Origin of the sequence: Serratia sp. HRI, from assembly GCF_010119335.3 — a bacterium.
Classification (GTDB): domain Bacteria; phylum Pseudomonadota; class Gammaproteobacteria; order Enterobacterales; family Enterobacteriaceae; genus Serratia; species Serratia nevei.
Genome location: NZ_CP083690.1, coordinates 4076932 through 4103880 on the forward strand (window position 1 = coordinate 4076932; position 26949 = coordinate 4103880).

General features: G+C 60.3%; 31 protein-coding genes. 14 read left to right on the forward strand and 17 right to left on the reverse strand.

The genetic code is table 11. The features are described 5' to 3' along the window. Nucleotides 1-126: 126 nt before the first annotated feature. Nucleotides 127-1335, forward strand: coding sequence for an NAD(P)/FAD-dependent oxidoreductase (locus GF111_RS19480; RefSeq protein ID WP_038873695.1), 1209 nt, complete (start codon nucleotides 127-129; stop codon nucleotides 1333-1335). A gap of 34 nt (nucleotides 1336-1369) precedes the next feature. Here GF111_RS19480 and GF111_RS19485 read toward each other — a convergent pair whose 3' ends face one another. Continuing rightward, a complete protein-coding gene (locus GF111_RS19485; protein ID WP_033635506.1) occupies nucleotides 1370-1831 on the reverse strand; it encodes an Lrp/AsnC family transcriptional regulator in 462 nt (153 codons plus the stop codon). Between the two features lie 195 nt (nucleotides 1832-2026). Between GF111_RS19485 and GF111_RS19490 the strand changes: the two genes are divergently transcribed. Next, entirely contained in the window at nucleotides 2027-2644 is a 618-nt protein-coding gene (locus tag GF111_RS19490) for a LysE family translocator (protein WP_147190845.1), read from the forward strand. Nucleotides 2645-2680: 36 nt separating this feature from the next. On the opposite strand, the gene GF111_RS19495 is transcribed toward GF111_RS19490, so the two are convergent. The 3 genes from GF111_RS19495 to GF111_RS19505 all read right to left on the reverse strand — a co-directional run bounded on the left by GF111_RS19495 (nucleotide 2681) and on the right by GF111_RS19505 (nucleotide 4322). Next, nucleotides 2681-3109, reverse strand: a complete 429-nt coding sequence (locus GF111_RS19495; protein WP_047730115.1) for a molybdopterin-binding protein — start codon at nucleotides 3107-3109, stop codon at nucleotides 2681-2683. A gap of 114 nt (nucleotides 3110-3223) precedes the next feature. Further along, nucleotides 3224-3676, reverse strand: coding sequence for a GNAT family N-acetyltransferase (locus GF111_RS19500; protein ID WP_047730116.1), 453 nt, complete (start codon nucleotides 3674-3676; stop codon nucleotides 3224-3226). A gap of 43 nt (nucleotides 3677-3719) precedes the next feature. Beyond that, a complete protein-coding gene (locus GF111_RS19505; protein ID WP_055312260.1) occupies nucleotides 3720-4322 on the reverse strand; it encodes a helix-turn-helix transcriptional regulator in 603 nt (200 codons plus the stop codon). 43 nt (nucleotides 4323-4365) lie between these two features. On the opposite strand from GF111_RS19505, the gene GF111_RS19510 reads away from it, so the two are divergent. Then, a complete protein-coding gene (locus GF111_RS19510; protein WP_055312261.1) occupies nucleotides 4366-5058 on the forward strand; it encodes a B3/4 domain-containing protein in 693 nt (230 codons plus the stop codon). Between the two features lie 6 nt (nucleotides 5059-5064). Here the strand turns inward: GF111_RS19510 and GF111_RS19515 are convergent, their stop codons facing one another. After that, nucleotides 5065-5280 carry a hypothetical protein gene (locus tag GF111_RS19515; protein ID WP_038873678.1) on the reverse strand — a complete coding sequence of 72 codons (216 nt, stop codon included), beginning with the start codon at nucleotides 5278-5280 and terminating at the stop codon, nucleotides 5065-5067. Nucleotides 5281-6133: 853 nt separating this feature from the next. Between GF111_RS19515 and GF111_RS19520 the strand changes: the two genes are divergently transcribed. Next, nucleotides 6134-7210 carry an AI-2E family transporter gene (locus GF111_RS19520; protein WP_147190843.1) on the forward strand — a complete coding sequence of 359 codons (1077 nt, stop codon included), beginning with the start codon at nucleotides 6134-6136 and terminating at the stop codon, nucleotides 7208-7210. Nucleotides 7211-7254: 44 nt separating this feature from the next. Here the strand turns inward: GF111_RS19520 and bcp are convergent, their stop codons facing one another. Together bcp and GF111_RS19530 are read right to left on the reverse strand one after the other, a co-directional pair. Then, complete coding sequence (bcp, locus tag GF111_RS19525; protein ID WP_038873672.1) at nucleotides 7255-7719, reverse strand: thioredoxin-dependent thiol peroxidase; 465 nt, start codon at nucleotides 7717-7719, stop codon at nucleotides 7255-7257. Nucleotides 7720-7721: 2 nt separating this feature from the next. Beyond that, on the reverse strand, nucleotides 7722-8327 hold the full coding sequence (locus tag GF111_RS19530) for a glycine cleavage system transcriptional repressor (RefSeq protein ID WP_369783268.1): 606 nt from the start codon (nucleotides 8325-8327) through the stop codon (nucleotides 7722-7724). A 110-nt stretch (nucleotides 8328-8437) separates the two neighbouring features. Here GF111_RS19530 and dapA point away from each other — a divergent pair, with 110 nt between their 5' ends. The 6 genes from dapA (at nucleotide 8438) to ypfH (ending at nucleotide 15230) form a co-directional block, all read left to right on the forward strand. Next, a complete protein-coding gene (gene dapA / locus GF111_RS19535) occupies nucleotides 8438-9319 on the forward strand; it encodes a 4-hydroxy-tetrahydrodipicolinate synthase (protein WP_004941701.1) in 882 nt (293 codons plus the stop codon). Nucleotides 9320-9335: 16 nt separating this feature from the next. Then, on the forward strand, nucleotides 9336-10388 hold the full coding sequence (gene bamC / locus GF111_RS19540) for an outer membrane protein assembly factor BamC (RefSeq protein WP_019453890.1): 1053 nt from the start codon (nucleotides 9336-9338) through the stop codon (nucleotides 10386-10388). 170 nt (nucleotides 10389-10558) lie between these two features. Further along, a complete protein-coding gene (purC, locus tag GF111_RS19545) occupies nucleotides 10559-11272 on the forward strand; it encodes a phosphoribosylaminoimidazolesuccinocarboxamide synthase (protein WP_038873669.1) in 714 nt (237 codons plus the stop codon). A 209-nt stretch (nucleotides 11273-11481) separates the two neighbouring features. Then, nucleotides 11482-12351 carry a neutral zinc metallopeptidase gene (locus tag GF111_RS19550; protein ID WP_047730119.1) on the forward strand — a complete coding sequence of 290 codons (870 nt, stop codon included), beginning with the start codon at nucleotides 11482-11484 and terminating at the stop codon, nucleotides 12349-12351. Between the two features lie 56 nt (nucleotides 12352-12407). Beyond that, entirely contained in the window at nucleotides 12408-14420 is a 2013-nt protein-coding gene (locus GF111_RS19555) for a tRNA(Met) cytidine acetyltransferase TmcA (protein ID WP_147190841.1), read from the forward strand. A 120-nt stretch (nucleotides 14421-14540) separates the two neighbouring features. After that, entirely contained in the window at nucleotides 14541-15230 is a 690-nt protein-coding gene (ypfH, locus tag GF111_RS19560; RefSeq protein WP_038873661.1) for an esterase, read from the forward strand. Nucleotides 15231-15260: 30 nt separating this feature from the next. Here ypfH and GF111_RS19565 read toward each other — a convergent pair whose 3' ends face one another. The 5 genes from GF111_RS19565 to GF111_RS19585 all read right to left on the reverse strand — a co-directional run bounded on the left by GF111_RS19565 (nucleotide 15261) and on the right by GF111_RS19585 (nucleotide 18437). Then, on the reverse strand, nucleotides 15261-15446 hold the full coding sequence (locus GF111_RS19565; RefSeq protein ID WP_004941720.1) for a YpfN family protein: 186 nt from the start codon (nucleotides 15444-15446) through the stop codon (nucleotides 15261-15263). A 2-nt stretch (nucleotides 15447-15448) separates the two neighbouring features. Then, nucleotides 15449-16123, reverse strand: coding sequence for a M15 family metallopeptidase (locus GF111_RS19570; protein WP_038873658.1), 675 nt, complete (start codon nucleotides 16121-16123; stop codon nucleotides 15449-15451). Beyond that, nucleotides 16120-17247 carry a succinyl-diaminopimelate desuccinylase gene (gene dapE / locus GF111_RS19575; RefSeq protein WP_047730121.1) on the reverse strand — a complete coding sequence of 376 codons (1128 nt, stop codon included), beginning with the start codon at nucleotides 17245-17247 and terminating at the stop codon, nucleotides 16120-16122. Before dapE ends, GF111_RS19570 begins: the two co-directional genes overlap by 4 nt. Then, on the reverse strand, nucleotides 17244-17630 hold the full coding sequence (locus tag GF111_RS19580) for an ArsC family reductase (protein ID WP_038873652.1): 387 nt from the start codon (nucleotides 17628-17630) through the stop codon (nucleotides 17244-17246). Before GF111_RS19580 ends, dapE begins: the two co-directional genes overlap by 4 nt. 255 nt (nucleotides 17631-17885) lie before the next feature. Further along, nucleotides 17886-18437 (reverse strand): LuxR C-terminal-related transcriptional regulator, encoded by a 552-nt coding sequence (locus GF111_RS19585; RefSeq protein WP_038873648.1) that lies wholly within the window; start codon nucleotides 18435-18437, stop codon nucleotides 17886-17888. A 270-nt stretch (nucleotides 18438-18707) separates the two neighbouring features. Between GF111_RS19585 and GF111_RS19590 the strand changes: the two genes are divergently transcribed. Further along, the gene (locus tag GF111_RS19590; RefSeq protein WP_154292206.1) at nucleotides 18708-18884 is read left to right on the forward strand and encodes a hypothetical protein; all 177 of its coding nucleotides are present in this window, start codon (nucleotides 18708-18710) and stop codon (nucleotides 18882-18884) included. A gap of 81 nt (nucleotides 18885-18965) precedes the next feature. Continuing rightward, the gene (locus tag GF111_RS19595) at nucleotides 18966-19391 is read left to right on the forward strand and encodes an N-acetyltransferase (RefSeq protein WP_048234515.1); all 426 of its coding nucleotides are present in this window, start codon (nucleotides 18966-18968) and stop codon (nucleotides 19389-19391) included. A 7-nt stretch (nucleotides 19392-19398) separates the two neighbouring features. Here the strand turns inward: GF111_RS19595 and GF111_RS19600 are convergent, their stop codons facing one another. Both GF111_RS19600 and GF111_RS19605 read right to left on the reverse strand, forming a co-directional pair. Next, nucleotides 19399-19782 carry a GNAT family N-acetyltransferase gene (locus GF111_RS19600; RefSeq protein WP_224217860.1) on the reverse strand — a complete coding sequence of 128 codons (384 nt, stop codon included), beginning with the start codon at nucleotides 19780-19782 and terminating at the stop codon, nucleotides 19399-19401. A gap of 57 nt (nucleotides 19783-19839) precedes the next feature. After that, entirely contained in the window at nucleotides 19840-20319 is a 480-nt protein-coding gene (locus GF111_RS19605; protein ID WP_038873642.1) for a tetratricopeptide repeat protein, read from the reverse strand. Nucleotides 20320-20535: 216 nt separating this feature from the next. Here GF111_RS19605 and ypfM point away from each other — a divergent pair, with 216 nt between their 5' ends. Beyond that, nucleotides 20536-20595: a protein YpfM gene (ypfM, locus tag GF111_RS19610; RefSeq protein WP_100396732.1), complete on the forward strand. Its 60-nt coding sequence runs from the start codon at nucleotides 20536-20538 to the stop codon at nucleotides 20593-20595. Between the two features lie 127 nt (nucleotides 20596-20722). Here ypfM and acrD read toward each other — a convergent pair whose 3' ends face one another. Further along, nucleotides 20723-23860 carry a multidrug efflux RND transporter permease AcrD gene (gene acrD, locus GF111_RS19615; protein ID WP_038873638.1) on the reverse strand — a complete coding sequence of 1046 codons (3138 nt, stop codon included), beginning with the start codon at nucleotides 23858-23860 and terminating at the stop codon, nucleotides 20723-20725. A 293-nt stretch (nucleotides 23861-24153) separates the two neighbouring features. Here acrD and GF111_RS19620 point away from each other — a divergent pair, with 293 nt between their 5' ends. Then, nucleotides 24154-24432: a helix-turn-helix domain-containing protein gene (locus tag GF111_RS19620; RefSeq protein ID WP_004941750.1), complete on the forward strand. Its 279-nt coding sequence runs from the start codon at nucleotides 24154-24156 to the stop codon at nucleotides 24430-24432. Nucleotides 24433-24464: 32 nt separating this feature from the next. On the opposite strand, the gene GF111_RS19625 is transcribed toward GF111_RS19620, so the two are convergent. Continuing rightward, nucleotides 24465-25097, reverse strand: a complete 633-nt coding sequence (locus GF111_RS19625) for a response regulator (RefSeq protein ID WP_038873634.1) — start codon at nucleotides 25095-25097, stop codon at nucleotides 24465-24467. Nucleotides 25098-25258: 161 nt separating this feature from the next. Next, entirely contained in the window at nucleotides 25259-26935 is a 1677-nt protein-coding gene (gene narQ, locus GF111_RS19630) for a nitrate/nitrite two-component system sensor histidine kinase NarQ (RefSeq protein ID WP_047730124.1), read from the reverse strand. Nucleotides 26936-26949: the final 14 nt, after the last annotated feature.

Here is a 26949-nt window from a genome sequence, read left to right on the forward strand (position 1 = left end):
CCCGCCTCTTCGGAAGGGGCGGGCGGGCTTTCTGCACCCTGTTACGGGAGCGGAACGGCATCGTTCATCCGAAAAAACTGCGGGCAGCCTTATCGCCCGGTTAACCCTTTATGAAGGAGTCATCCCATGATGCAGAAAATAGTGATTGCCGGTTCCGGTTTTGCCGGTTTTTGGGCCGCCGTGTCCGCCATGCGCGCCATTACCCTCGCCGGTAAGCATGACGATATCGAGGTGCTCATGGTTTCGCCGACGCCAACGGTCACCATCCGGCCGCGCCTGTATGAAGCGGTGTTGGAAAACATGAATCCGGACATTTCCGCGCAGCTCGCCGCCGTCGGCGTGTGCCACCTGGCCGGGGCGGTAGAGCGCATCGATGCCGACGCCAAGACGCTCACGGTGGCGCAGGCGACGGGGGGATCCCTTGAATTGGCCTACGACCGCCTGGTGTGGGCCACCGGCAGTCGGCTTTCCGTGCCTGCGGTGCCGGGCTTTGCCGAATACGGTTTCAACGTCGATACGCTGGAAAGCGCGCAGCGTTTGGATGCCCATATCAAAGCGCTGGCAGCCAAACCGTCGACGCCGGCGCGCAACACCGCCGTGGTGGTGGGCGCGGGGCTGACCGGGCTGGAGAGCGCGGCGGAGATGCCGCAGCGGCTGCGGGATGCGCTGGGCAAAGACGAGACCGTGCGCGTGGTGATCGTCGATAGCGCCCCGGAAGTGGGCGCCGGAATGGGCGCGGAACCGGGGGCGGTGATTCGCCAGGCGCTGGCGGAGTGCGGCGTGGAAGCGCGAGCCGGCCTGCGCGTCTCGGCTATCGACGCTGAGGGGGTGATGCTGTCGAACGGTGAGCGTATCGCCGCCAACACGGTGATCCTGGCGGCGGGAGTGCGGGCGCATCCGCTGACCGAGCAGATCCCCGGCGAGCGCGACGGTAGCGGCCGGGTGATCGGCGACGCCTTCCTGCGCGCGCCGGCGGCGGCGGGCATTTTCGTGACCGGCGATACGGTGAAGGCGGCGACCGATGATCTCGGCAACCACAACCTGATGACCTGCCAGCATGCGATGAGCCTTGGCCGCGTGGCCGGCCACAATGCGGCGGCGGAGCTGGCGGGGTTGCCGACGCACCCGTACAGCCAGCCGAAGTATGTGACCTGCCTGGATCTGGGGCCCTGGGGCGCGCTGTATACCGAAGGCTGGGAGCGCCAGGTGCGCTTTACCCGTCAGGAAGGCAAAAAGATGAAGCAGGAGATCAACACGCAGTGGATTTATCCACCGGCGGCGGATCGCGAGGCGCTGTTTGCCGTCGCCAATCCGGATTTCGTGATTGTGCCTTAAGGAAGTCAAAACGGGAGCGGCAACGCTCCCGTCGTCATTTTCCCAGCGGCAGGAACGAGCGCTCCGGCACCACGGTTTTCATCACCAGCGTGGAGCTCAGGCGCTGCACGCCCGGCAGAGCGGAGAGTTTCTCGTCGTAAAGCTGTTGGAAAGCGGGCAGATCGCGGGCGATCACGTGCAGCAGATAGTCCGGATCGCCGAACAGCCGCTGCGCCTGCACCACCTGTGGAATGTCCATCATGGCGTTTTCGAAGGTTTCAACGGCGCGGCGATCGCCTTCGCGCATGGTGACGAACACCAGGGCGGAAAAGTTATAGCCCAGGCTGCCGGGATCGAGCTGGGCGCGGTAACCCCTGATCACCCCGGACTCCTCTAACGCCCGCACCCGGCGGTGGCAGGGAGAGACGCTCAACCCGATCCGCTCGGCCAGCTCGGTCACCGACAAACGCCCGTCGGCCTGTAGTTCAGCAAGAATCTTGCGATCAATCTTATCCATTTGGAAAAATTTCCCCGCTTATGCCGGTTTCAGGCAAGTAATTGAAAGCACATTTTAACGCCTTGAGGATATTCTTGCCATCTATTGAACGGTTTTGACGGCCGCCGCGGCAGGCGGAGGCCGTTCTTCTTCCAAAGAGGAAAGCGCAATGGTTCTTTGTTCTGAATGGCGCGGCGCGTTTGAGAGGGCGCCGGCATGACGCTCGCGCTGTTCGCCGCTTTTTGGGCGGTGTCGATTTTGTTGGTGATCACGCCGGGTATGGATTGGGCCTATGTGATCTCGGCGGGCATTCGCGGGCGGGTAGTGGTGCCCGCCGTCGCCGGCTTGCTGTTTGGCCACCTGCTGATGATTGCGATCGTGGTGGCGGGCGTCGGCGCGCTGCTGGTCGGCAACCCGCTGGCGCTGACGGCGCTTACCTTGCTGGGGGCGGCTTATCTGTTGTGGATCGGTTTCAACATGCTGCTGCACCCGCCGGTGCCCGGCGCCGGTGAAGATCAGCGTTCCGATTCCTGGCTGCGCTGGGCCGGTAAGGGCGTGTGCGTCAGCGGGCTGAATCCCAAGGTGTTTCTGCTGTTTTTGGCGCTGCTGCCGCAGTTTACCGACGCCCGGGCCGAATGCTCGGTGCCGATGCAGATGCTGGCGTTGGGCGTCGTGCATTTGATCAGCTGCGGCCTGGTGTATCTGCTGGTGGGATTCGGTTCGCAGTCGGTGCTGCGCACGCGCCCGCAGGCCGCGAAGGTCGTGGGGCGCATCTCCGGCGCGGCGATGATCGTCATCGCCCTCGGGCTGCTGGCCGAGCAGGCGCTGAAATAGCGCCTTGAAAGGCCCGCCTGTGCGGGCCTGGCGGTATCAGGCTTTGACGGCGAGCAGCACCGATGAGGCTTTAATCAGGGCGACGGCGCGCGAACCGTTCTTCAGCGCCATCTCCTGCAGGCTTTCATTGGTGATCACCGACGTCAGCACAAAACCGGCATCCGCTTTGAGGTGCACGGTGCTGTTGACCGCGCCGTGCTCAACCGCAATCACTTCCCCGGCAAACTGGTTGCGGGCGGAAAAACGCAAACCGCAATCCTCCGTCGCCAGGATCACCCACGGCGCTTTAATCAGCGCGACGGCCTCTTTACCGATGGTTAACCCCAGCGACTGTTGGCTTTGTACCGTGACGATGGCCACCAGTTTTTCACCGCCCTGCAGGGTGATCTCCACTTCGTCATTGACGGCGCCTTTAGCGACGGCGGACACGGTACCGGCTAACTGGTTACGGGCTGAAACGGGCATAGATTCTCCTTGAAAGGGGCAAAAGGTAAAATTTGTCGCCAGCATGGGCCCTAACCACCGCGATTGCCAATGTCGCGGGGGAAGTGTGTGAACTGGGGCGGTCTTGCTGAAAAATTACCGTCGGTAGATGTCCGGTCGGGCGATCTGCCAGACAAAATCGGGGCAGTTGATGGCGCTATACCCCACTTTTTCATAGAGCCAGGGGGCGGTGCTGGTGACCAGCATGATTCGCCGCAGCGTCGCCATCAGTGGATGGGCCTGGCAGCATTCCGCCAGCCACAGGCCCAACCCGCCTTTTTGATGCGCCTCCAGCACGTAAACGTCGCACAGATAGCCGAAGGTGGCGTAATCGGTGACCAGCCGGGCGAAACCGATTTGTCTGGTGCCGTGATACAAGCCGAAGCACAGGCTGTGGGAGAGGGACTGGCGAACGGTCTCTTTATCAATGCCCTCCGCCCATGACGAACGGGTAAGAAACGCATGAATGGCGTCAATATCCAGCAGGCTGGGCTCGGTGCTGACGAGATAGTCAGCACGCCGCCACTCACGTGGGGCAGGGATTGTCATGAGGGTTCTTCTCCTGTGCAAGCGTTAAGGTCTGGGCCGCCGTTCAGGCGTGCAGTTCGGCGACCGTCATGGTGAAAATCAGCGTGTCTTCGCCCTCGTTGGTGTAACGGTGCGGGCCGTCCGTTCTGGCGACCGCCGAACAGCCTGGCGTAATCCTGAGCTCGGTTTGTTCGACGGCAAGGCTCAAGACGCCTTGTTCAACGTGCAGCAGTTCGAAGGTGCCCGCCGGATGGCCGCTCGATGCATAGGCTTCCCCCGGCGCCATTTCCCAGCGCCACAGTTCTATCATGTTTGGGCCGCGGGTGCCTGCCAGCAAGCGGGCCGAGCCGCCGCGATCGCCGTGCCACAGCGTGGGAATGTCTTGGCTTTCAATCAGGTAGGCGGCGGGGGCGCGGGTCACGTTGACGATGTCCGCCACCGACAGGCCCAGCGCCGCCGCGAGCTTGCACAGGATGGCAATGCTGGGATTGGCGCTGCCTTTCTCGATCTCCACCAGCATGCCCTTGCTGACGCCCGCCCGGCGCGACAGTTCGTCCTGCGACAGCTTTTGGCTTTTTCGCTGTTGTTTGATGCGGTGCGACACCGCTTCGCTGACGGTTTGCACGTCGGCGCCGAACTCGGTCGGTCTGTTGACTTTTTCGCTCATCGGTCAATATCATGAAATAAAATGGTCAATATAGGATTATTCGATGATTTTAGTCGATCCGTCAATCGATCCGGCCGTCGCTGCGCTGGCGCCCGGTTTCCGGGCGTTAAGCATTACCGTGGCCGCGGCTCCCATAACCAACCCGGACGTAGGGGCGCTGGCGTTGGCGCAGGCCTGTCGCGCCCTCGGCGAGGAGGACGCGCCCTGGGCTGAGGCGCATCTCTCGGCCTGGCGCGATGTCTTCATGCTGTTTGGCGCCAAACCCAAGCGTACGCCCTGTTCCGCCGATGCCTTGCGCAAGCGCGCGCTGCGCGACGGCACGATGCCCAGCATCGATCCGGTGGTCGACCTCTACAACGCCGTCAGCATTCGTTATGCGGTGCCGGTGGGGGGCGAGAATATCGCGGCTTATGTCGGCGAGCCGCGGCTGATCGTCGCGGAAGGCAGCGAGCTGTTCGATACCGTCAAGGAGGGCGCGGTGATCCATGAATCGCCGGAGGCGGGGGAGGTGATCTGGCGCGACGATCGCGGTGTGACCTGCCGCCGCTGGAACTGGCGTCAGGGCGTCAGAACCCGGCTGAGCGCCGAGGCCGAACGGATGTGGTTCATCCTGGAGAGCCTGCCGGCAATGCCGTTGGCGGCGCTGCATGCGGCGGGCGACGAATTGATTGCCGGTTTACGGCAAATGATGCCCGGCGTTGCGATAGAGCAACGGCTCATCGGCTGCACCTCGTAACCGGCCTCAGCACTGGCGGCGGACCAAACCGGTGATCAGATCCAGCGCGTCGTCCGCCGCCGCGACTTCGCTCTCGCTGAGGGCCTGCCGTTCGATAAAGCTCTCGATGGCTTCCAGCAGGGAGAAAACGCTGATTTCGTCTCCTATCTTCACGACTTCCCAAACGCCACGTCCGATCGCCAGACAGATGGCTTCATCAAATTCACGCGGTTTGCTGTTCATCTTTTTTCCCCTACGGCGTTTGGGATTATATCGGCCATGCTACCGATTTTTGGCCGGCGACTGTCTGACAAAAATCCCATTTTTTCGTTGATGCTGACTGGCGCACGATCGCGGGCATTGGCGAAATTCTGATTTCCTGGTCGTGGCCAAATTTCCCTTGTGACCACCGTGTCGGCGCGGTATTGTCGCCAAATGACGACAATACCGCCTCATTGTCCGCATAAAAAATTCATGACGTTATCATCCCTTCATCCCGCTGCCGTGCGGGATTTTTTTATGAGGTTTATCTCAAAGTGCGGATAACCTCGATGCGATCGCTTGCCATGCTCTGGGAATAATCCTAGCTTGAAATAGTCATTTAGGGTTAGCAATCCCTCATGACCTCCTTGTAACACTTGATGCACCAGAACGTTTTCTCCCCCGCTTAGGCGGGGTTTTTAATGACGTGCATCGGAAAAGGCCCTCAACGTAGAACCGACAGAGTTCGTGACGATAACCAGTTTAAGTATCAGGGGACGGGACTATGAAAAATGATCTGGCGGCGGCGATCGCGATTGGCTGTGTATTGTTGTTCGCACTGGCGGTCGGTTCGCCCCTTTCTATCGGTACCTCGCTGTAATCTTCCGCGGCCCCGTCCGGGGCCGTTTACCCAGTCTGTCGCCGCGTCTGCGGATTTTTGCGCCGATTGCCTGCCCGCGCGATAAAATCAGCCAAATCGCTGTTGATGTATGGCCAACTTTGAGTACTCTGAGTGCTTTGCACACCTCGAGTGCGCCCGTTCCATCTATGCTTTAATCAGACCCATCACAGGAATCGCCATGCCCGCCCGCCAAATCTCGAGGAGCCCGCTCTGATGCTGGAGATGTTATTACAGTGGTACCGCCGCCGCTTCACCGATCCGCAGGCTATCGCGCTGCTGGTGATCCTGGTCGCCGGGTTCCTTATTCTCTATTTTTTGCACGGTATTCTGACCCCGTTGCTGGTCGCCATCGTGCTGGCCTATCTGCTGGAGTGGCCGACCGCGCGCCTGCAGCGCATCGGCTGTTCACGCACCTGGGCGGCGAGCATCATGCTGCTGGTGTTCGCGGGCGTCGCCATGCTGCTGGTGTTCGTCGTTGCGCCAACCGCCTGGCAGCAGGGCATCAATCTGATGAGCGATCTGCCGGGCATGCTCAATCAGTTCTATAACTATGCCGCGACGCTGCCGAAGCGTTACCCGGCGCTGGTGGATGCCGGCATCATCGACATGATGGCGGAGAACCTGCGCAGCCGGCTGTCCGGCATGGGCGAGTCGGTGGTGAAATTCTCGCTGGCGTCGCTGGTCGGCCTGCTGACGCTGGCTATCTACCTGATCCTGGTGCCGATGATGATGTTCTTCCTGTTGAAGGACAAAGAACAGCTGCTGAACGCGGTGCGCCGCGTGCTGCCGCGCAATCGCGGCCTGGCGGGGCAGGTCTGGAACGAGATGAATCAGCAGATCACCAACTACATTCGCGGCAAGGTGCTGGAGATGGTGATTGTCGGCGTGGCGACCTATCTGGTGTTCGCCGTGCTGGACATGCGCTACTCGCTGTTGCTGGCGGTGCTGGTGGGCTTCTCGGTGTTGATCCCCTACATCGGCGCGGTGCTGGTCACCATTCCGGTGATGGTGGTGGCGCTGTTCCAGTGGGGCGTCGGCGCCGATTTCTGGACGCTGATCGTCGCCTATCTGGTGGTGCAGGGGCTGGACGGCAATCTGCTGGTGCCCATTTTGTTCTCCGAAGCGGTCAACCTGCATCCGCTGGTGATTATCCTGTCGGTGATCGTGTTCGGCGGGATGTGGGGCTTTTGGGGCGTGTTTTTCGCCATACCGCTGGCGACGCTGGTGAAGGCGGTGATCCATGCCTGGCCGGATGAACTGCGGGTCGAAGTGGAAGACAAGGCCGACTGACAGGGAAGAAACGAAGCGCAGCAGGCCGCTGCGCTTCGTGAGAATTACTGCTGCAGGTAGCTCAGAACGATGTCGTGGTGATTGGTGGTTTTGAAATCATCAAACACTTTTTCAATCTTGCCTTTGCCATCGATCAGGAAACTGATGCGGTGAATACCGTCGTAGGTCTTGCCCATGAAGGTTTTCTCGCCCCACACGCCAAACTGTTGCGCTACCTGATGATCTTCATCAGACAACAGCGTGAAGTTGAGCAGCTCCTTTTCGGCGAAGCGCGACAGTTTTTCCGGTTTGTCGGTGCTGATGCCCAGCACTTCGACGCCGACCTTTTTCAATTCGTCCATGTTGTCCCGCAGGCCGCAGGCTTGCACGGTGCAGCCCGGCGTCATCGCCTTCGGATAGAAATAGACCAATACTCGCTGTCCCTGGAAGTCGGCCAAATTAATTTCCTCACCGTCCTGGTCAGGCAAACTAAATTTCGGCGCTGTGTCACCGGCTTTCAATGGGCTCATCACTACTCTCCATCTTTCTCGTCATGCTGTGGATAGTTCACCACGCTAATACTGCCTTGCGCGTTCAATTCTGTACATAGGCGATGGAAGGCTTGCTCAATATTTGAGGCGTCCCGATCGCCGGAGCTGTGGGCGGTGATTTGGATATACAGCTGCGGCGGCAGATCGCCGTCCGCCGGCTGCGTGCGTGAGACCAGTTCGGCGATATTCATCTGGCTGGAGTCGAACAGATCGGTAAAGCGTTCGATGATGTGCGGCGAGTCCTTCACTTCCACCTGCACCCACACCGTGGCCGGCATCGGCGGCCTTTCGTGCGAGTTTGTGCGCTTCATCACGATCAGCAGATCCAGCTCCGCGCCTTTTTGCGGCAGGGTGGATTCGATCAGGGTGATGGCGTTCCAGCTGCCGGACAGCAGCATGATGAACGTGAACTCCTCTCCCAGCATGGCCAGACGGCTATCTTCGATATTGCATCCGCAACTGCTGACGTGGCGGGTGATGGTATTGACGATTCCGGGGCGGTCGGCGCCGAGCGCGGTAATCACGAGATAGTGTTCGTCTGACTGAGGCAAAATAGCGCTTCCTGTCGTGCTTAATGGGGTTACCATGGTAAACATAAAAAAAACCGCCTGCCAAGCGCTTACAACGCGGTTGTGCGCTTGCTTTTGGATAGGCAGCAAAAGTACCATGAGTGACTTGTTTGTGGAGGGGACGGCCAATGTTTACGGGAAGTATTGTTGCACTGGTTACGCCGATGGACGACAAAGGTGCTGTCGATCGCGCGAGCCTAAAAAAATTGATCGATTATCATGTAGCCAGTGGCACCGCGGCGATCGTTTCCGTAGGGACCACCGGCGAGTCCGCAACGCTTGCCCATGACGAGCACGTTGACGTGGTGCTGCAGACGCTGGAGCTGGCCGACGGCCGCATCCCGGTGATCGCCGGCACCGGCGCCAACGCCACCGCCGAAGCCATCGCGCTCACCACCCGCTTCGCCAATACCGGCGTAGTGGGCTGCCTGACGGTGACGCCGTACTACAATAAGCCGACGCAGGAAGGGCTGTACCAGCACTTCAAGGCGATCGCCGAGAGCACCGAGCTGCCGCAGATCCTGTATAACGTGCCTTCGCGCACCGGCTGCGACATGCTGCCGCCGACCATCGCTCGGCTGGCGAAAATCAAGAATATTGTTGCTGTAAAAGAAGCGACGGGGAACTTAAGTCGCGTTAGTCAGATCCAAGTGCTGGTTGACGATGAAGATTTCATTTTGCTGAGCGGCGACGACGCCAGCGGGCTGGACTTCATGCAACTGGGCGGCAAAGGGGTGATTTCCGTGACGGCCAACGTGGCCGCGCGCGAGATGGCGGAACTTTGCGCGCTGGCGGCGCAGGGCAAATTTGCCGAAGCGCGCCGTTTAAATCAGCGCTTGATGCCGTTGCATCAGGATCTATTTGTAGAAGCAAACCCAATTCCGGTGAAGTGGGCCTGTAAGGCGTTGGGATTGATGGCAACCGATACGCTGCGTCTGCCGATGACGCCGTTGAGCGAAGCCGCCCGCCCGGTGGTGGAGCGCGCGCTGAAAAGCGTCGGTTTGCTGTAACTCTAAGGGAAATTTGATGGCTTATTCATTGCAAAAGTCGACGGTAGCAAAAGTAGTGGGCATCTCCTTGGTGATGATGCTGGCAGCCTGCAGCAGCGATCAGCGCTACAAGCGCCAGGTCAGCGGCGACGAGGCTTACCTCGACGCGGCTCCGCTCAAGGCGCTGAACGCGCCGTCCGGCATGATCCTGCCGGTGCAGAGCGGCAACTATGACGTTCCCGCCACGACGCTGCAAGGCAACGTCGGCAAGCAACTGGACATTCGTCCGCCGGTGCAGCCGTTGGCGCTGCTGAGCGGTTCACGCGCGCAATACGCCGGCGACAGCGGCACGCTGCTGCTGGAAAACAGCCCGCAGAACCAGAACCTGTGGTCGCGCGTGGTCAGCCTGCTGCAGGCGAAGAACATCGCGATCGCTTCCCGCCAGGACGCCGGTCAGACCCTGACCACCGACTGGGTGAAGTGGAACCGTCTGGACGAAGACAACCAGTACGAAGGCCGTTATCAGATCAGCGTGCAGCAGCAGGGCTACCAGCAGGCGCTGGTGGTGAAAAGCGTTGGCCTGCAGCAGCAGGGCAAGACTGAGCAGGTGACCGACCAGTCTGAGATTCAGCGCTACAACGGCATGATGATCAACACCCTGATCGAAGGCCTGGACAAGCAGGACAACCTGGCGAGCAGCCAGACCGCCAGCCGCTTCGGCGCGCTGGACGTGCAGAGCGGCGCCGATGACACCGGCCTGCCGATGCTGGTGGTGCGCGGCCCGTACACCGTGGTGTGGGATCGCCTGCCGGCGGCGCTCGAAAAACTGGGGATGAAAGTGGGTGACCGCAGCCGTCCGCAGGGCACCGTTGCCGTGACCTACAAGTCCCTGAGCAGCAGCGATTGGGATGCGTTGGGCGTCAAGGATCCTGAACTGGCGGAAGGCGATTACAAACTGCAGGTCGGCGATCTCAACAACCGCACCAGCCTGCAATTCATCGATCCGAAAGGCAAACCGCTGACCCAGTCGAAAAACGACGCACTGGTGGCGGCATTCCAGTCTGCCTTCAGTAAAACCAGCGTTAAATAATCAAAAAGGGGCTTCGGCCCCTTTTTGTTTTGTCGATACGGTATCGTTTGCGTCGCAGGTTTGGCACAATAGTGTCCGGCACGCCAAAGAATTCATTAGGTCAATTCTATACCCCCTAATTTCGGGCCGCGCTCGGGAGACAACGGGGATACATCACTGGAGTAAGTAAGATGCAAAAGCTAGCTGAGCTGTATCGCGGAAAGGCAAAAACCGTTTACACCACCGAGAATCCCGATCTGTTGGTGTTGGAGTTCCGCAACGATACGTCAGCACTGGATGGTCAGCGCATTGAGCAGTTCGATCGCAAAGGCATGGTGAACAACAAGTTCAACCATTTCATCATGAGCAAACTGGAAGAAGCCGGCATCCCGACCCAGATGGAGCGTCTGCTGTCCGACAACGAAGTGCTGGTGAAGAAGCTGGACATGGTGCCGGTGGAGTGCGTGATCCGCAACCGCGCCGCCGGTTCGCTGGTGAAGCGTCTGGGCATCGAAGAAGGCCTGGAGCTGAATCCGCCGCTGTTCGATCTGTTCCTGAAAAACGACGCCATGCACGATCCGATGGTCAACGAATCCTACTGCGAAACCTTTGGCTGGGTGAGCAAAGAGCATCTGGCGCGCATGCGCGAGCTGAGCTACCGCGCCAACGACGTGTTGACCCAGCTGTTCGACGACGCGGGCCTGATCCTGGTCGACTTCAAGCTGGAGTTCGGCCTGTTCAACGGTGAAGTGGTGCTGGGCGATGAGTTCTCGCCGGATGGCAGCCGCCTGTGGGACAAAAACACCCTGGACAAGATGGACAAAGACCGTTTCCGTCAAAGCCTGGGCGGCCTGATCGAAGCCTATGAAGAAGTGGCGCGCCGCATCGGCGTGAAGCTCGACTAAGCATTGGCACCGCCATTCGGGGCGATCCGGCCGGATCGTCCCGCTATTCTGCGTTTTTCCAGAAAATTTCTACATTTCCTCCGCGGCAGACCATTTATAATGATGGATGCGAGATGACTAAAACCTATCCCACTCAGGCTTGAAGCTGCCTTTGCGCTTACGATCGCGGCGCAACTTCAACGAGCAGGGGAAATATCTGGAGTATATTTATGCGTTGGCAAGGGCGTCGGGAAAGTGACAATGTTGAGGATCGTCGCGGGCAGTCTTCAGGTTTGGGCGGCGGTGGCGGCGGTTTCCGCGTGCCGGTGCGCGGCAAGGGCGGCATCGTCATTTTGGTGGTGGTGCTGGTGGCCGGCTATTACGGCATCGATCTGTCGCCGCTATTGAACGGCGGTAACGTCGCACCGCAGGGTCAACAGCAGAGCGCCAACATCAGTCCGAAAGACGATGAGCTGGCCAAATTCACTTCGGTGGTACTGGCCTCCACCGAGGATAACTGGAAAGAGATTTTCCAGCGCATGGGCAAAACCTATCAACCGCCGAAGCTGGTGATGTATCGCGGCGTCACGCGCACCAGCTGCGGCACCGGCCAGGCGGCGATGGGGCCGTTCTACTGCCCGGGTGACAGAACGGTGTATATCGATCTGTCTTTCTATCAGGACATGAAAACCAAGCTGGGCGCCGGCGGTGATTTCGCCCAGGCCTATGTGGTGGCGCACGAAGTCGGCCACCACGTGCAGAACCTGCTGGGCATCGAGCCCAAGGTGCGCCAGATGCAGCAGGGCGCCAGCCAGGCGGAAGTGAACCGTCTGTCGGTGAAAATGGAGCTGCAGGCGGACTGCTTCGCCGGCGTGTGGGGCAAATACGCCGAGAAGCAGCAGATGCTGGAAGAGGGCGACCTGCAGGCGGCGCTGAACGCCGCGCAGGCGATTGGTGACGATCGGTTGCAGCAGCAGAGCCAGGGCCGCGTCGTGCCGGACAGCTTCACCCACGGCACCTCGCAGCAGCGCTACACCTGGTTTAAACAGGGCTTCGACAGCGGCGATCCCAATACCTGCAACACCTTCGCATCCCGTTAACACCTCACGTGCCGGAGCCTGACTCCGGCATTTTTTTCGAATTGAGATACAGCCTTATGCTACAGGCAGCGCAACAACTCATGCGGCGGCAGGGCATCCGGCGCCTGCTGGTGCTCAGCGGCGAACCTGACTGGTGCCGCGAACAGGCGCAGCGGCTGGCGGCGACGTTGCCCGGCGACTGGCCGTGGGTGGGGGAAAAACCGCCGCCCGGCCTGACGGTGTTGGCGAGCGGCGCAGTGCGCCAACTGCTGGGGCAGGAACGGCTGCACGCGGTGTTCGACGCCGGTCAGTCGCTGGACGTGGAGGCGTTGGCGGCGCTGTGCGGCGCATTGCGTGCCGGCAGCTGGCTGCTGTTGCTGACGCCGCCCTGGCGGCAATGGCCGCAGCAGCCGGACGGCGACAGCCTGCGCTGGAGCGATTGCCCGCAGCCAATTACCACCCCGCATTTCATCCACCATCTGCAACAGCATCTGGTCGACGACCGAGAAGTGACGATCTGGCGGCAGGATGAGCCCCTGACGCTGGCCGCGCTGCCGGCGCGTGAAGGATGGCAACCGCCGGATGGACGGCCGACCGAGGAACAGCAGGCGATCTTGACGGCGCTGCTGCAGGCCGAATCCGGCGTGTGGGTGCTGACCGCCGCCCGCGGCCGCGGCAAATCGACGCTGGCCGGCATGCTGGTAGCGCAGTCGCCGCTGACCTGCTGGATAACCGGGCCGAGCCGCGCCGCCACTGAGGTGGCCGGGGAATGGGCGCAGGGGCGCGCGCAGTTTTGGGCGCCCGATGCCTTGCTGGCGCAGTGCCGGGAGGGTGACGTCAGCGCCGTGGGGTGGCTGCTGGTGGATGAAGCGGCGGCGATCCCTGCGCCGCTGTTGCAGCAGCTGATCGGTTATTTCCCGCGCGTGCTGCTGACCACCACGGTGCAGGGCTATGAGGGCACCGGCCGCGGTTTTCTGCTGAAGTTTTGCGCCGGGCTGCCTTCCTATCAGGCGTTGAGTCTGCAACAGCCGATGCGCTGGGCACAGGGGGATGCGCTGGAGCGGATAACGGACAATGCGCTGTTGTTCAACGAGCTGCCCGCCTGGCCGGCGGATGGCCAGACGATCGATTACAGCCAGGCGGAGCAGCGCGAACTGTGCGCCGATCCGCAGCGGCTGGCGCGTTTCTATGCTCTGCTGAGCAGCGCGCATTACCGCACTTCGCCGCTGGATTTGCGCAGGCTGATGGATGCGCCCGGCATGCACTTCGGGCTGGCGCAGGCCGGGCAGGAGGTGGTCGGCGCAGTGTGGCTGGTGGACGAAGGCGGCTTGAGCGCCGAGTTGGCGCACGATGTGTGGGCTGGCCGCCGCCGGCCGCGCGGCAACCTGGTGGCGCAGTCGCTGGCGGCGCATGGCGGCCAGTGGTGGGCGCCGACGCTGCGGTCACGGCGCATTACCCGCATCGCGACGCTGCCGGCGTTGCGGCGGCAGGGTATCGCGCGTCAGCTGGTCGAGCGGCAACGCCGTCAGGCGCAGGGGCTGGATTTTCTGTCGGTCAGCTTTGGCTATACCGAGCCGCTGTGGCGCTTTTGGCAATCCTGCGGTTTCGAGCTGGTGCGCATCGGCAGCAAGCCGGAGGCCAGCAGCGGCTGCTATACCGCGATGGCTATCTTGCCCCTGAGCGAGCAAGGAGAGGCGCTGCGGCACGCGGCGCACAAGCATCTGGCGCGCGACTGGCCCTGGCTGCGGCAGCGTATTGAACTCGCGCTGGCGATCCCGGGCGACGACGGCGACACGCCGCTGGGCGAAGAGGATTGGCGCGAGCTGGCCGGGTTCGCTTTCGCCCATCGGCCGCTGGAGGCCAGCCTGGGGGCACTGCAGCGTTTGCTGTTGGCCAGCAATCTGCCGCTGCCCACGCTGCGCGGCCATCTGCAACGGCGGCAATCCCTGGCGGCCTGCGCGGAGCTGGCGGGCGTCAGCGGGCAGAAAGCCTTGCTGCGCCACTGGCGGCACGAAGCGGCGCAGGCGCTGGAACAGCTGAATGCGCAGCACTGCCGCTACTGGCGCGACTGGACGCAGTCGTTGCAATAAATTGAATAACTCGCTCAATAAAACCCGATTTTCCCGATTTCTCAACGGCGTATAGTCACTGTCAGCGGTGAGGTGGCGACTGTCGCCGCACCAGGTTTGGTTACTATTAAGGAGTCATCGATGAAACATGAGCATTTCGTTGTCCAAAGCCCGGCGACCCCGGCGGCGCAGCTGATCTTGTTGTTTCACGGTGTCGGCGACAACCCGGTGGCGATGGGGGAGATCGGCAGCTACTTCGCCAAAGACTTTCCTCAGGCACAGGTGGTGAGCATCGGTGGCCCCGAAGCGTTCGGCAACGGCGCCGGGCGCCAGTGGTTTTCGGTGCAGGACGTGACCGAAGAGAATCGCGCGGCCCGCATCGCAGACGTAATGCCGCAGTTTGTGGCGGTGGTGCGCCATTGGCAGCGGCTGAGCGGCGTAGGCTATGCCGGCACGGCGCTGGTGGGGTTCTCGCAGGGGGCGATCATGGCGCTTGAGGCGCTAAAAGCGGAAAACCGGCTGGCCGGGCGCGTGGTCGCGTTCAGCGGGCGTTTCGCCCAGCTGCCTGAGCAGGCTTTCGGCGACAGCGTGGTGCATTTGATCCACGGTGAAGAGGACGCGGTGATCGCGGTGCAACACGCTCACGCGGCGGCAGAAGCGCTACGGGCCGGCGGCGCCGATTTTACGCTGGACGTGGAGGAAAACGTCGGGCACGCAATCAACCAGGGCATGATGAACGCCGCGCTGGAAAGGCTGCATTATTATGTGCCGCAGCGCTACTGGGACGAGGCATTGTCCGGTAAGCGCGGCGAGCTGATCGCCTTTCGCTAAAAATTCAGGGCGCCGATGAGCGCCCTGATGTCATTTCTTTTTCGGCCAGTCGTCTTCGTCATCCCACTGGGCGTTGTTGTCGCGGTGCGGCGGTATCTCCGGCTTGTTGGCCAGATAGCTTTTCACGTCGACGCGGCGCAGTTCCTTAATGCCGCTGACGACCATTCCCACCAGAACCAGCAGGATAATCCACCAGTAATCAGCTAACCATTGCATAGCTACTCCTTTCCTTCACTGCGTATAAAACGCGAAAAAATCGATGGCAGATGGCGTTCGAGCCATTCGGCACCGGCGACCTCCTTATCTTGCCAGGCCGCCAGCAACAGCGCCGGGCTCAGCAAATGCTCGGCTTCTTGCGCCAGCGGCCGGTAGCTCAGATGCCACGGCTCTACCGCCACGCCGCCACTGTCTTCGGTAAAGGGGCGATAGAAACCGAACTCGGCCATATGCGCCGTCAGCCACTGGTTGAGCGGCGCAAAGTAACCGCCTTCTTCATATTCCCACGGCTCCAGCTGAAGCTTTTGCCCTTCCGGCAGCAGCGACGGGTCATACACGTCGAGATCGCTGCCCCAGTGATGGCGGCTGGCACCCGGCAGGGCCGACCAGCGCAGGATCGCCTCACAGCGCTCGGCGGCGGACAGCGGCGCGACGTCTATCGGGCGGCTGTCCTTATCTAATACTGGCCGCTGACCACAGAATTTGCCATTCCAGATCGCTAACTGCCGGTCGAAATCGCGGAAGGTGCTGGCGGGCTGGAGATCGAATCCCGCCTCACGCGCCGCCTGCTGCATCGCCAGGAAGGCGTTGACCGCCTGCGGCTGCAGCCGATGGTTCCCGCTCAACGGCGCCAGGTGTTCGGTTGAGCGGCCGGTGAGCATCTCTGCGTTGATCATGCGACCAATTGCTCCATGATGCGTTGATACATGCGGCTCAGCAGCTGCAGATCCGCGGCGTTGACACATTCGTTGACCTTGTGGATGGTGGCGTTGACCGGCCCCAGCTCCACCACCTGCGCCCCCATCTGCGCGATGAAGCGGCCGTCGGAGGTGCCGCCGGTGGTCAGCAGCTGCGGCGTCAATTCAGAATAGTGCTCGACGGCGTTGACCACCGCATCCACCAGCGCGCCGCGCGAGGTGAGGAACGGCTGGCCGGACAGCCGCCACTCGATGCTGTAATTCAACTGGTGGCGTTCCAGCAGCTCTTCCACGCGCTGCTTGATCATCGCATCGGTGAGTTCGGTGCTGAAACGGAAGTTGAACTGCACGTAAAGATCGCCCGGGATCACGTTGTTGCTGCCGGTACCGGCCTGCACGTTGGCGATCTGCATGCTGGTCGGCGGGAAGAACTCGTTGCCGCGATCCCATTCGATCGCCACCAGTTCATTCAGCGCCGGCATGGCACGGTGCACCGGGTTGTCCGCCAGGTGCGGATAGGCGACGTGCCCCTGCACACCGTGAATGTGCAGGTTAGCGGTGATGGAGCCGCGTCGGCCGTTTTTCACCACGTCGCCGACGCGCTCGGTGCTGGACGGCTCGCCGACCAGGCAGTAATCCAGGCGCTCATTGCGCGCCATCAGCGTTTCGACCACTTTAACCGTGCCGTGGGTGGCGCTGGCCTCTTCGTCTGAGGTGATCAGAAAAGCCAGGCGGCCCTGGTGATTCGGGTTGGCGGCGACAAAGCGCTCTGCGGCCACCACCATCGCGGCCAACGAGCCTTTCATGTCTGCCGCACCTCGGCCATACAGCATGCCGTCGCGGATCGCCGGTTCAAACGGCGGGTTATCCCAACGCTTCTCATCGCCGGTCGGCACCACGTCGGTATGCCCGGCAAACGCCAGGGTTTGCCCTTCGCCGCGCCAGGCCCAGAAGTTTTGGGTGTCTTCGAAGTCCATTGCCTCGACGGTGAAGCCGATCGCCTGCAGGCGATCTATCATCAACTGCTGGCAGCCTTCGTCATTTGGGCTGAGGGAAGGGCGTTTAATCAGCTGCTGGGCCAGTTCGATAACCGGGCAAGTCATACGGCGACCTCGGCGATAAATTGCTGGTAAGCGTCGGCGTTGAAACCGAGCAGGGCGTGGCCGTTGCCGTCGTCCAGCAGCGGGCGTTTGATGATCGCCGGCTGCGCCAGCATCAGCGCGATGGCGGCGTCGGCGTTATCGCAGGCGTTGCGTTGCGCTTCATCCAGCTTGCGCCAGGTGGTGCCGCGAGTATTGAGCAGCGGCTCCCAACCCAGTTGCGCGATGAAACCGCGCAACTGCTGTTCGGTCAGGCCGTCGGCGCGGTAGTCGTGAAAATGATAGGCCACGCCCTGATCTTCCAGCCAGCGGCGGGCTTTTTTGATGGTGTCGCAGTTTTTGATGCCGTACATCGTCAGCGTTGTCTGTTGCGGTTTGTTTGCCATGGCGTAAAGCTACCTGTCTCGTCGAGTCGATACTGAGCGGCGGGCGCGATCTTTGGCCCTCTCGCCGCCCGGCGATAGCAGAGATAATGCCAGTAAAGCGGCGGCGAGATCCAGACAACGATGCGGGCGAGGTGCGATTGGGTGCTTGGGAGAGGGAGAGGCAACGTGGCGGAGCGGCAGCCTTCGCCGGCGGTGCTCTCGAAGAGATGCCGGCGAATGCGTTCAGCCGCAAATGCGAATCTGAAGAAGAGGGCGTTACTCTTTATTTATTCTTATGTTTAAACGATCGGTTAAACAGCGCACGCGGGTAATGTGCAATAGCGGTTTTATCCGGCTGGCGCCGAGTTTTTTCATTATTCGTGACTTGTAATGATTGGCGGTTTTATTTCTGATATTCATGGCACTACTGATATCAGCCAGTGATTTTCCCGTCGACCATTCCGAGAGGAAAAGCGACTCGCGTTGGGACAGTTGCGGCGGCTCGGTATAGTGGCTGTAACGTTTATATAAGTCGCCGATCAGGTGGCTAAAACGGCTCAATGATATAAGGTTTGATAATATAATGGTCTTTCTGTCGACAATCACCATTTCATGCGGGCAGTCGGTGATAATGACTATTTTGTAGGTGTTGGGGTTGGCATATTCATCGCGGTAACGCGCTTCAAAATTGGCGATGGTGACATCGATGAAGCAGACTCTTTTGCGGCTAAAGCCGGCCGGTGCGCGTTTTTCCGCCCAGGTTTGCTTAATGAGTTGTCGGATGCCGACGGTGGTATAGGCACACTCGCTGAAAATATCAATTTCCATTTTATTATAGTCCTTTACTTTCTATTTCCCGGTGAGGATCGATATCTTAAAACATAAAAAAAGAAATAATATAAATAATTTCATGTTGAACTTATCTTGCGCCGCAAACTAATGAGCGGTAGCTGGGCGCGAGTTTCGCGGGGGAGTCATATACTAGCATGATTTATAACGAGTAAAATTTTTTTTAACCGACGGCCTAAGCAATGTGAGATCGATAAAATAGAAATCCTCTATTAATACCGTGGTTATTAAAAGGAATTAACATAGTTTGTGGCTATTAAATTTTTAATTTCGATCGTTTTTGTCGATCGTTTGTTGGCGAGTTTTGGGGCTAATGAATTAATTATTAAGATATTTCTTAGTTTTGTTACGTTCGGCGATTTTATTTCAATCGATGATAGAACCGGTTATGAAGCGGTGTGGAAATTAGCGTGGAAATTGATGTAAGGATAAATCTAAACAAAGAAAATGCGATGTTTTTAGCTACAAACATCGCATAAATGTGGGTGATTGATACGGAGAGCTAGCGTGAAAGAATGTCATATCGAAATTTCCGATCGGGTAACACCGGAAATAACGTCCTGTATCGCGGAAGGGTTGGACCGTTTTAATGATCAACAGATCGGCTACGGCGATCGTCTGCCGCTGGCGGTGGTGGTAAAAGATCCCGACAGTGGGGACGTTCTGGGGGGAATTACCGGGCGTTCATCATTAGGGCTGCTGTTTCTCGATCTCTTTTATCTGCCGGAAGCGCTGCGCGGCACGGGGCTGGGCAGCGAACTGTTGCGCCGTTTCGAACAGGAAGGCCGCCGGCGCGGTTGCCTTTCCGCCGTCTTGTACACCATCAGCTTTCAGGCGCCGGAATTTTATCAACGGCATGGCTGGCAACGCATGGGCGAAGTGCCTTGCTTGCCGCCGGGGACTAGCCGCATCTTTATGAGCAAAACCCTGTGAAGCGCGTTTAACGCACGTAGCCTCCCTGTTGCAGGCGCTGCAGGGAGGCGCCGTCCGCATACACCATGCCGGTGGTCAAATCGTGAAAGCCGTACTTTTTATAAAAGGCCAGCTTTTCCGGGACGGAATAGATGAAAATCTTGCCGAGCGGCGCCAGGTCTTGCATCACCCGATCCATCAACCGGCGCCCCAATCCCTGCCCCTGAAAGCGCGGATCGATCGCCACGTCGGCCAGGTAAGCGATCGAGGTCAGATCGCTGATGGCGTGCGCGGTAGCGAGCAGCTCGTCGCCGATAAACCCCCAATAGCAAAACTGGCTGTGTTGGTAAACGCGCCGCAGGGTGTGCGGATCGCGCTTGCCCAGTCCGGCTGCCTTCAGCAATTCGCACAGTCGCTACCAGTCGATGGCGCGGCGGTTCAAATCGGTGACAATTTCCATCGTTTTCCTCTAACCAATAAGATTGAGATCGGCGGCATAGTGCCGAATGGCGCGCTGATAGCCGCGGATGTCGGGGTCTGACGAGGTGTCCGCCAACAGCAACAACAGATCGGCCACGGCCCGTTTATTTTCGCCCAGGTTGTACAGCGTCATGGCGCGAAACAGCATCAGCTCGTTGGCCTGCGGGAACTCGGTCAGGCCGTCGTCGAAAGCCCGTAGCGAAGCCGGGTATTCTCCCAGGGCGCGGTAGGTGCTGCCGAGGCCCAGCCAGGCTTCGCGGCGCTGGGCGGGCGGCAAATCGCGGGCCAGCGCCGCGAGGTAGCAGGGAATGGCCTGTTGCTCCAGACCCTGTACGTCATACAGGCAGGCCAGCTGAAAGTGCAGCATCGCCGCTTCCGGCTCTGCCGCCAGCTGCCGTAGCGCCAGAGCAGTGGCTTCCTGATAGCGGCCCTGCGTTTTCAGCTGTGAAAGAGACAAGGAGGTGGGCATGATCGGCGCTCCATTGGCGTATTTTTATACCTTTTACACGCTATCGTGGAGAAATTGATATCACAAGGGAATAGCTGCACTGAGTATTGATCAGATAAATACGAAAATGTGCGCTAACCCCGGTTTCCGGGCCCGGCATCGTTCCCGTTTCCCTTCACATGGTCAAAAAACAGGCGTAGAATCCGCTTCGTCAAATAATTGAGGTTGTAAAGTATTATGGTTGATCGTGAATTAGGAAACTGGAAAGACTTCATTGATGAGATGTTGGGCAACTGACACAGCGTTGAAGCAGATGGCAAGGTTGAGTCATTGGAGCGTCACTGAAACACCTTGGGAACGAGATTATCGTTCGAAATAAAGCAGCATCGGTTCACCCGACGCTGCTTTTTTTATATCCCGCGGATCAGTCCCCGGCGGCCGTCGTATTGCCTGCCGGATGCGCTTTACCCGGGAAACGGCGGCGCACCAGCACGAAGAACAGCGGCACGAAGAAAATGGCCAGCAGGGTGGCGGAGATCATGCCGCCCATGACCCCGGTGCCGACCGCATGCTGGCTGCCGGAACCGGCGCCGCTGCTGGTGGTCATCGGCAGCACGCCGAAGATAAACGCCAGCGAGGTCATCAGGATCGGCCGCAGACGCATGCGTGACGCATCGAGCGTGGCGGACATCAGATCCTGCCCTTTATGATTCAGCTCATTGGCGAACTCGACGATCAGAATGGCGTTTTTCGCCGACAGCCCAATGATGGTCAGCAGGCCAACCTGGAAATAAACGTCGTTCTCCAGGCCGCGCAGCCAGGTGGCGGCGACCGCGCCGATCACCCCCAGCGGCACCACCAGCATCACCGAGAACGGGATCGACCAGCTCTCATACAGCGCCGCCAGACACAGGAACACCACCAGCAGCGAGATGGCGTACAGCGCCGGCGCCTGCGAGCCGGACAGCCGTTCCTGATAGGACATCGCGGTCCATTCCAGGCCGAAGCCGGTCGGCAGCTGGCTGACCAGCTTCTCCATTTCCGCCATGGCGGTGCCGGTGCTGACGCCGTTGGCCGCCTCGCCGACGATCTCCAGCGCCGAGCTGCCGTTATAGCGCTCCAGCCGCGGCGAGCCGTACTCCCAGTGCGAGCTGGCGAAGGCCGAGAACGGCACCATGCCGCCCGCGCTGTTGCGTACATACCATTTGTTAATGTCATCCGGCAGCATGCGGAACGGCGCCGCGGCCTGTACGTAGACTTTTTTCACCCGGCCGCGGTCGACGAAGTCGTTGACGTAGGTCGAGCCCCAGGCGGTGGAGAGGGTATTGTTGATGTCGTCGATAGACACGCCCAGCGCCTGGGCCTTGCGCTGATCGATATCGATTTGCAGCTGCGGGCTGTCGTCCAGGCCGTTGTGGCGCACGCGCGACAGCAGCGGGTTTTGCCCGGCCAGCTGCAGCAGCTGATCGCGCGCCGCCATCAGCTTGGCGTGGCCGAGCCCGGCGTGGTCTTCCAACTCCATATCGAAGCCGGAGGAGTTGCCGAGGCCGGTGATCGCCGGCGGGCTGCTTGCGATCACCCGCGCTTCGTTAATCTTGTTGAATGCCAGCGTGGCGCGATCGATGATGTCGAACGAACTGTTGGCGCCCGAGGTGCGCAGATCCCAGTCTTTCAATCGCACGAACAGGCGCGCCACGTTCTGGCCGTTGCCGCCGGGGCCGGAGCCGATGATGGCGAACACCGACACCACATCCTGTTTCTCTTCGGTCAGGAAATACTGCTCGACCTTTTCCACCACCTTAGAGGTTTGCTGCAGGGTGGAGCCCGCCGGCAGCTGCACCTGTACGGTGAAGATACCGCGGTCTTCCTGCGGCAGGAACGAGGTTGGCAGCTTGATGAACAGCAGCGCCATGCCGCCGAGCAACAGCAGATAAATCACCATGTAGCGGCCGCTGGCGTGCAGGATCCGCCCCACGCCGCGCTCATAGCGTTCGGCGTTGCGGTTGAACATGCGGTTGAACCAGCCGAAGAAGCCGCGCTTGCCGTGATGGTGCCCCTTGGCGATCGGTTTGAGCAGCGTGGCGCACAGGGCCGGGGTCAGGATCATCGCCACCAGTACCGACAGCACCATGGCGGAGACGATGGTAATGGAGAACTGGCGATAGATGGCGCCGGTGGTGCCACCGAAGAACGCCATCGGCACAAACACCGCCGACAGCACCAGCGCGATGCCGACCAGCGCGCTCTGGATTTGCCCCATGGATTTGCGCGTGGCCTCACGCGGCGGCAGGCCTTCCTCGCTCATCACGCGTTCGACGTTTTCCACCACCACGATGGCGTCGTCCACCAGCAGGCCGATCGCCAGCACCATGGCGAACATGGTGAGGGTATTGATACTGAAGCCGCAGGCGGAAAGGATGGCGAAGGTGCCCATCAGCACGACCGGCACGGCGATGGTGGGGATCAGCGTGGCGCGGAAGTTCTGCAGGAACAGGTACATCACCAGGAACACCAGCAGGATGGCTTCCAGCAGCGTTTTCACCACGTCCTTGATCGAGGCTTTGACGAACGGGGTGGTTTCATAGGCCACCTTGGCCTCCAGCCCGTGTGGGAAGTACTGCGACAGCTCGGCGATCTTGTCTTTCACCAGCTGATCGGTCTGCAGTTCGTTGGCGCCGGAGGCCAGCTTGATGTTCATGCCTGCGGCCTGCATGCCGTTGTAGCGGCTGAGGTAGTTGTAGTTCTCGCCGCCCAACTCAACGGTGGCGACGTTGCCCAGCGTCACCAGCGAACCGTCCTGATTGACCCGCAGGGTGATCTGGCGGAACTGTTCCGGCGTCTGGAGCTGCGACTGGGCGTTGATGGTGGCGTTCAGCGCCTGTTTATCGACCGACGGCGTGCCGCCCAACTGGCCGACCGCCACCTGGGCGTTCTGCGACTGAATGGCCTTGACCACGTCCTGGGTCGTGAGCTGGTAGCTGTTGAGCTTGTTGGGATCGAGCCAGATGCGCATGGCGTATTGCGAGCCGTACACGTCCATGCTGCCGACGCCGTTGATACGGCTGAGCGGATCCTGCAGGTTGGAGACGATGTAATCGGCAATGTCCTGCTTGTCCATGCTGTTGTCGGTGGAGACGAACGCCACCATCATCAGCGTGGTGTCGCCGGATTTCGACACCGTGACCCCCTGATTCTGCACCGCCTGCGGCAGACGTTTGATCGCCGCCTGCAGCTGGTTTTGCACCTGCTGCATCGCCTCGTTGGGATCGGTGCCGGCTTCGAACGTCAGCGTGACGGTGGCCTGGCCGGTATTGGTGCTCTGCGACGACATATACATCATGTTGTCGAGGCCGGTCATATTCTGTTCAATGATTTGGGTAACGGTGTTTTCCAGCGTTTGCGCCGAAGCACCTGGGTAAGTTGCGCTGATGCGCACGTTCGGCGGCGCCAAATTCGGGTATTGTTCTACCGGTAGGGAAGAAATCGCCAACGCCCCGGTCAGGCAAAGAATAATTGCCAGCACCCAGGCGAAAATCGGGCGATCAATAAAAAAATTGGCCATGCAGCGCGAACCTCGTTATGACTTGTTCTATCTTTAAAACGCATCAGAATTATGCATTTCAGCGGCAGGGAGGGATCCCGGCGCTATTGCACTGTACTCGGGATAGCCGAGGAAAGCGTGGAGAAAAAAAGGAGATAGTGTAAATAACGGTAGCGGAAAACGGCGTGGGTGCACTGACGGCGGTAATTGTACGCTATTAAGACATTTTTATTACTATCAAAGGCCTTGCGCATCTCTTCGCCGCAGGGAACCGGAAAGTAAAAACTGGACTTACCTTACAGCAGGAGCTTGGCATGGGAATTAACCCGGTATTTGCCCGTCGGCTTTATTTGTGCTGGCTGATCAGCCACAGTGAGCGGCCCAATGTGCCGCGGTTGATGGCGCTGACCGGCTGGCCGCGCCGCACGTTGCAGGATGTGCTGAAGGCGCTGCCCGGCATGGGCGTTGAGCTGCAGTTCGTGCAGCAGGGCGTGCGTAACAACGACGGTTTTTATCAGTTGGAAAGCTGGGGGCCGTTCAACAAGAGCTGGGTGCACCAGCATCATCAGGCGCTGCTCAGCGCCATCGAGTAAGCTGCCCCGGCGCATTGGCCGGGGCGGGGCGATCATTGACTTTTGTGCTCCAGGTACATCACCGTCGCCGCCACGCGAGAACGCACGTCCAGCTTGCGCAGTATGTTGCGGATGTGCACCTTCACGGTTTCTTCAGAGATATGCAACTGCGCCGCCACCTGCTTGTTGGACAGGCCGCGCGCCACCTCTTGCAAGACGTCCAGCTCGCGTTCGGTCAAGGCGGCGAAGGGATCGCGTTGCTCGCCGCGCGCCAGCAAATAGTCGGCCATGGCGTCGCTGATCACGTTCTGCCCTTCGGCGGCGGCGCTGATGTGTTCCAGCAGCTGTTCCGGCTCGCTGTCCTTCAGCAGGTAGCCGTCGGCGCCGGTGTCGATCAGCGCATACAGATCGCTGCGCGCGTCGGAAACCGTCAGCACGATGATGCGCGCATCCACGCCTTCGTCGCGCAGGGCCCGCAGCGTGTCCAGCCCGGACATGCCTTTCATGTTCAGATCCAACAAGATCACGTCCGGCGTGTGCTGCAGTGCCAGCGCCACCGCCTCGCTGCCGTTGCCGGCCTCCGCCACCACGCTAAATCGCGCATCCAGTCCCAGCAGTTGTTTGATGCCGCGCCGCATCAACGGATGATCGTCAACGATCATGACTCGGTATTGCTTCATCACCATGAAATATGCTCCCTGTAGCAAGTAAAGCCACTCAAACGCGCCCTGCGGCGTGCTTCACAGTGGGACTGTCTCTTCAAAAATAGCGGCAATCAGCGCCGTAAACCTCCCCGGACGGCCTTCCGCCCGGCGGCAACCGTAACGCAGAATGAACAGCCGCAAGGTCAGGGCGAGAATGTCAGGCAAACCGCCGTGCCGCCGCCGCTTCTGCGCTGAATGTGCAGCGTTCCTCCCAATCGCGCCGCGCGTTCGCTCATGATGGTCAAACCATAATGCCCTTCCGGTTCCTCCAGACTGGCGATGCCGCAACCGTCGTCGATAATGCTGAAAACGTTGTCGCCTGCGGCGTTGACCTCGCAACACACCGTAATCTCGTTCGCCCCGGCGTGCTTGACGGCATTGAGCACCGCCTCGCGCACGATCTGCAGTGCGTGCACCTGCTGCTGGGCGTTGAGCGCCTGCGAAGACAGCCGACAGTGTAACTGAATCCGCGCGGGGGTTAGCGCTTTTAATGGCTGCAACAGCTGCTCCAGCGCGGCGTTCAGGTCCGCCTCCTGAATATTGAGACGGAAGGTGGCCAGTAATTCTCTCAGTTGGCGATAGGCATCGGCCAGCGTGCGATCGAAATCGTCGATAATCGCCTTTGCCGCCGGCGTATCGGCGGCGCGCCTGAGCAGCGTAAGCTGAATGCGCAGGAACGACAGCGTCTGCGCCAGCGAATCGTGCAGCTCGCGGGCGATGGTCGCGCGCTCTTCCATCAACAGCAAATATTGGTGCTGCTTTTGCGCCCGGTTGAAGTAGACGCCGCGGCCCAGCATATTGGCCAGGCTCTGCATCAGATGAGGATGCGGCGGGTGCGCCTCGGGCTGCCAACGCAGCTCGCCAAGCGGTTTGTCGCTCTGGGTGATCGGCAGCGTGTTCCAGGCTTGCGTCGGCGCCGGTTCCCCTTCATTCAGTTGCCACTGGCCGTGGTCGTCCGCCACGTTCAGCCGGATGCAGCGCAGCCGTTCGCTTTGGCGCACGATGCGCAGCACATTCTCGAACGCCTGCTGATCGATCTGGCGCACGCTCAGCGCCTGCGAACAGCGATACAGCACCTCCAGCGTTTCGTTGGCCTGCTGCAGGCGCCGGGTCTTTTCCTGTACTTTCAGCTCCAGCGACTGATAGAGCCGGGCCAGCTCGTCCGACATGGCGCTGAAGGTTTGCGACAGCACGCCGAGCTCGTTCGGCAGCGCCACGTCCAGCTGCGGGTGGCTGAAGTCGCGCTGCTGCACGCGCTGGCTGGCGTCGACCAGATGCTGCAGCGGCGTGACCACTTGGCGGCGCATAAAGCGAATGCAGAACAGCACCAGGCCGATGATGGCGGCGTAACCGATCACGCTGACGGCGGCCACCAGGGTGAGTTTCAGCTCGGAATAGCGCTGCAGGGCAGAAACGAAATGATCGACGCGGTTGACGTAGCCGGCGACCTCCGCCCGGTAGGCGGCCGCCTGCCCGCCGCGGATCTGGCGCTCCATCGTTTGCCATGCCCGTTGCAGCGCCAGATAGTGATTCCGCACCTCGGCCGGTACGTAAAACCGCGCCAGCTTTTGCAGCGCCGGCGCCTGTAAAGATTGCCGGTACTGCTGCAGGTGCAGCTCCAGCTCCGGGCTCTGCTGGTCGAGATCGAAGGCCAGCCGGTAGCTTTGCATGCGCAGCGAACCGGCGATATTGATCGCTTCGGCGTCGCTCTGGCTGCCGGCGACGGTGGTCAACGCCAACCCGGTGGCGAGCACCGACAGTATCACGATGCCGAACAGCGCTTTGGCCAGGCTGCCGGTCACGGAACGTTTAACAAGCAATCAAGGATCCTTCT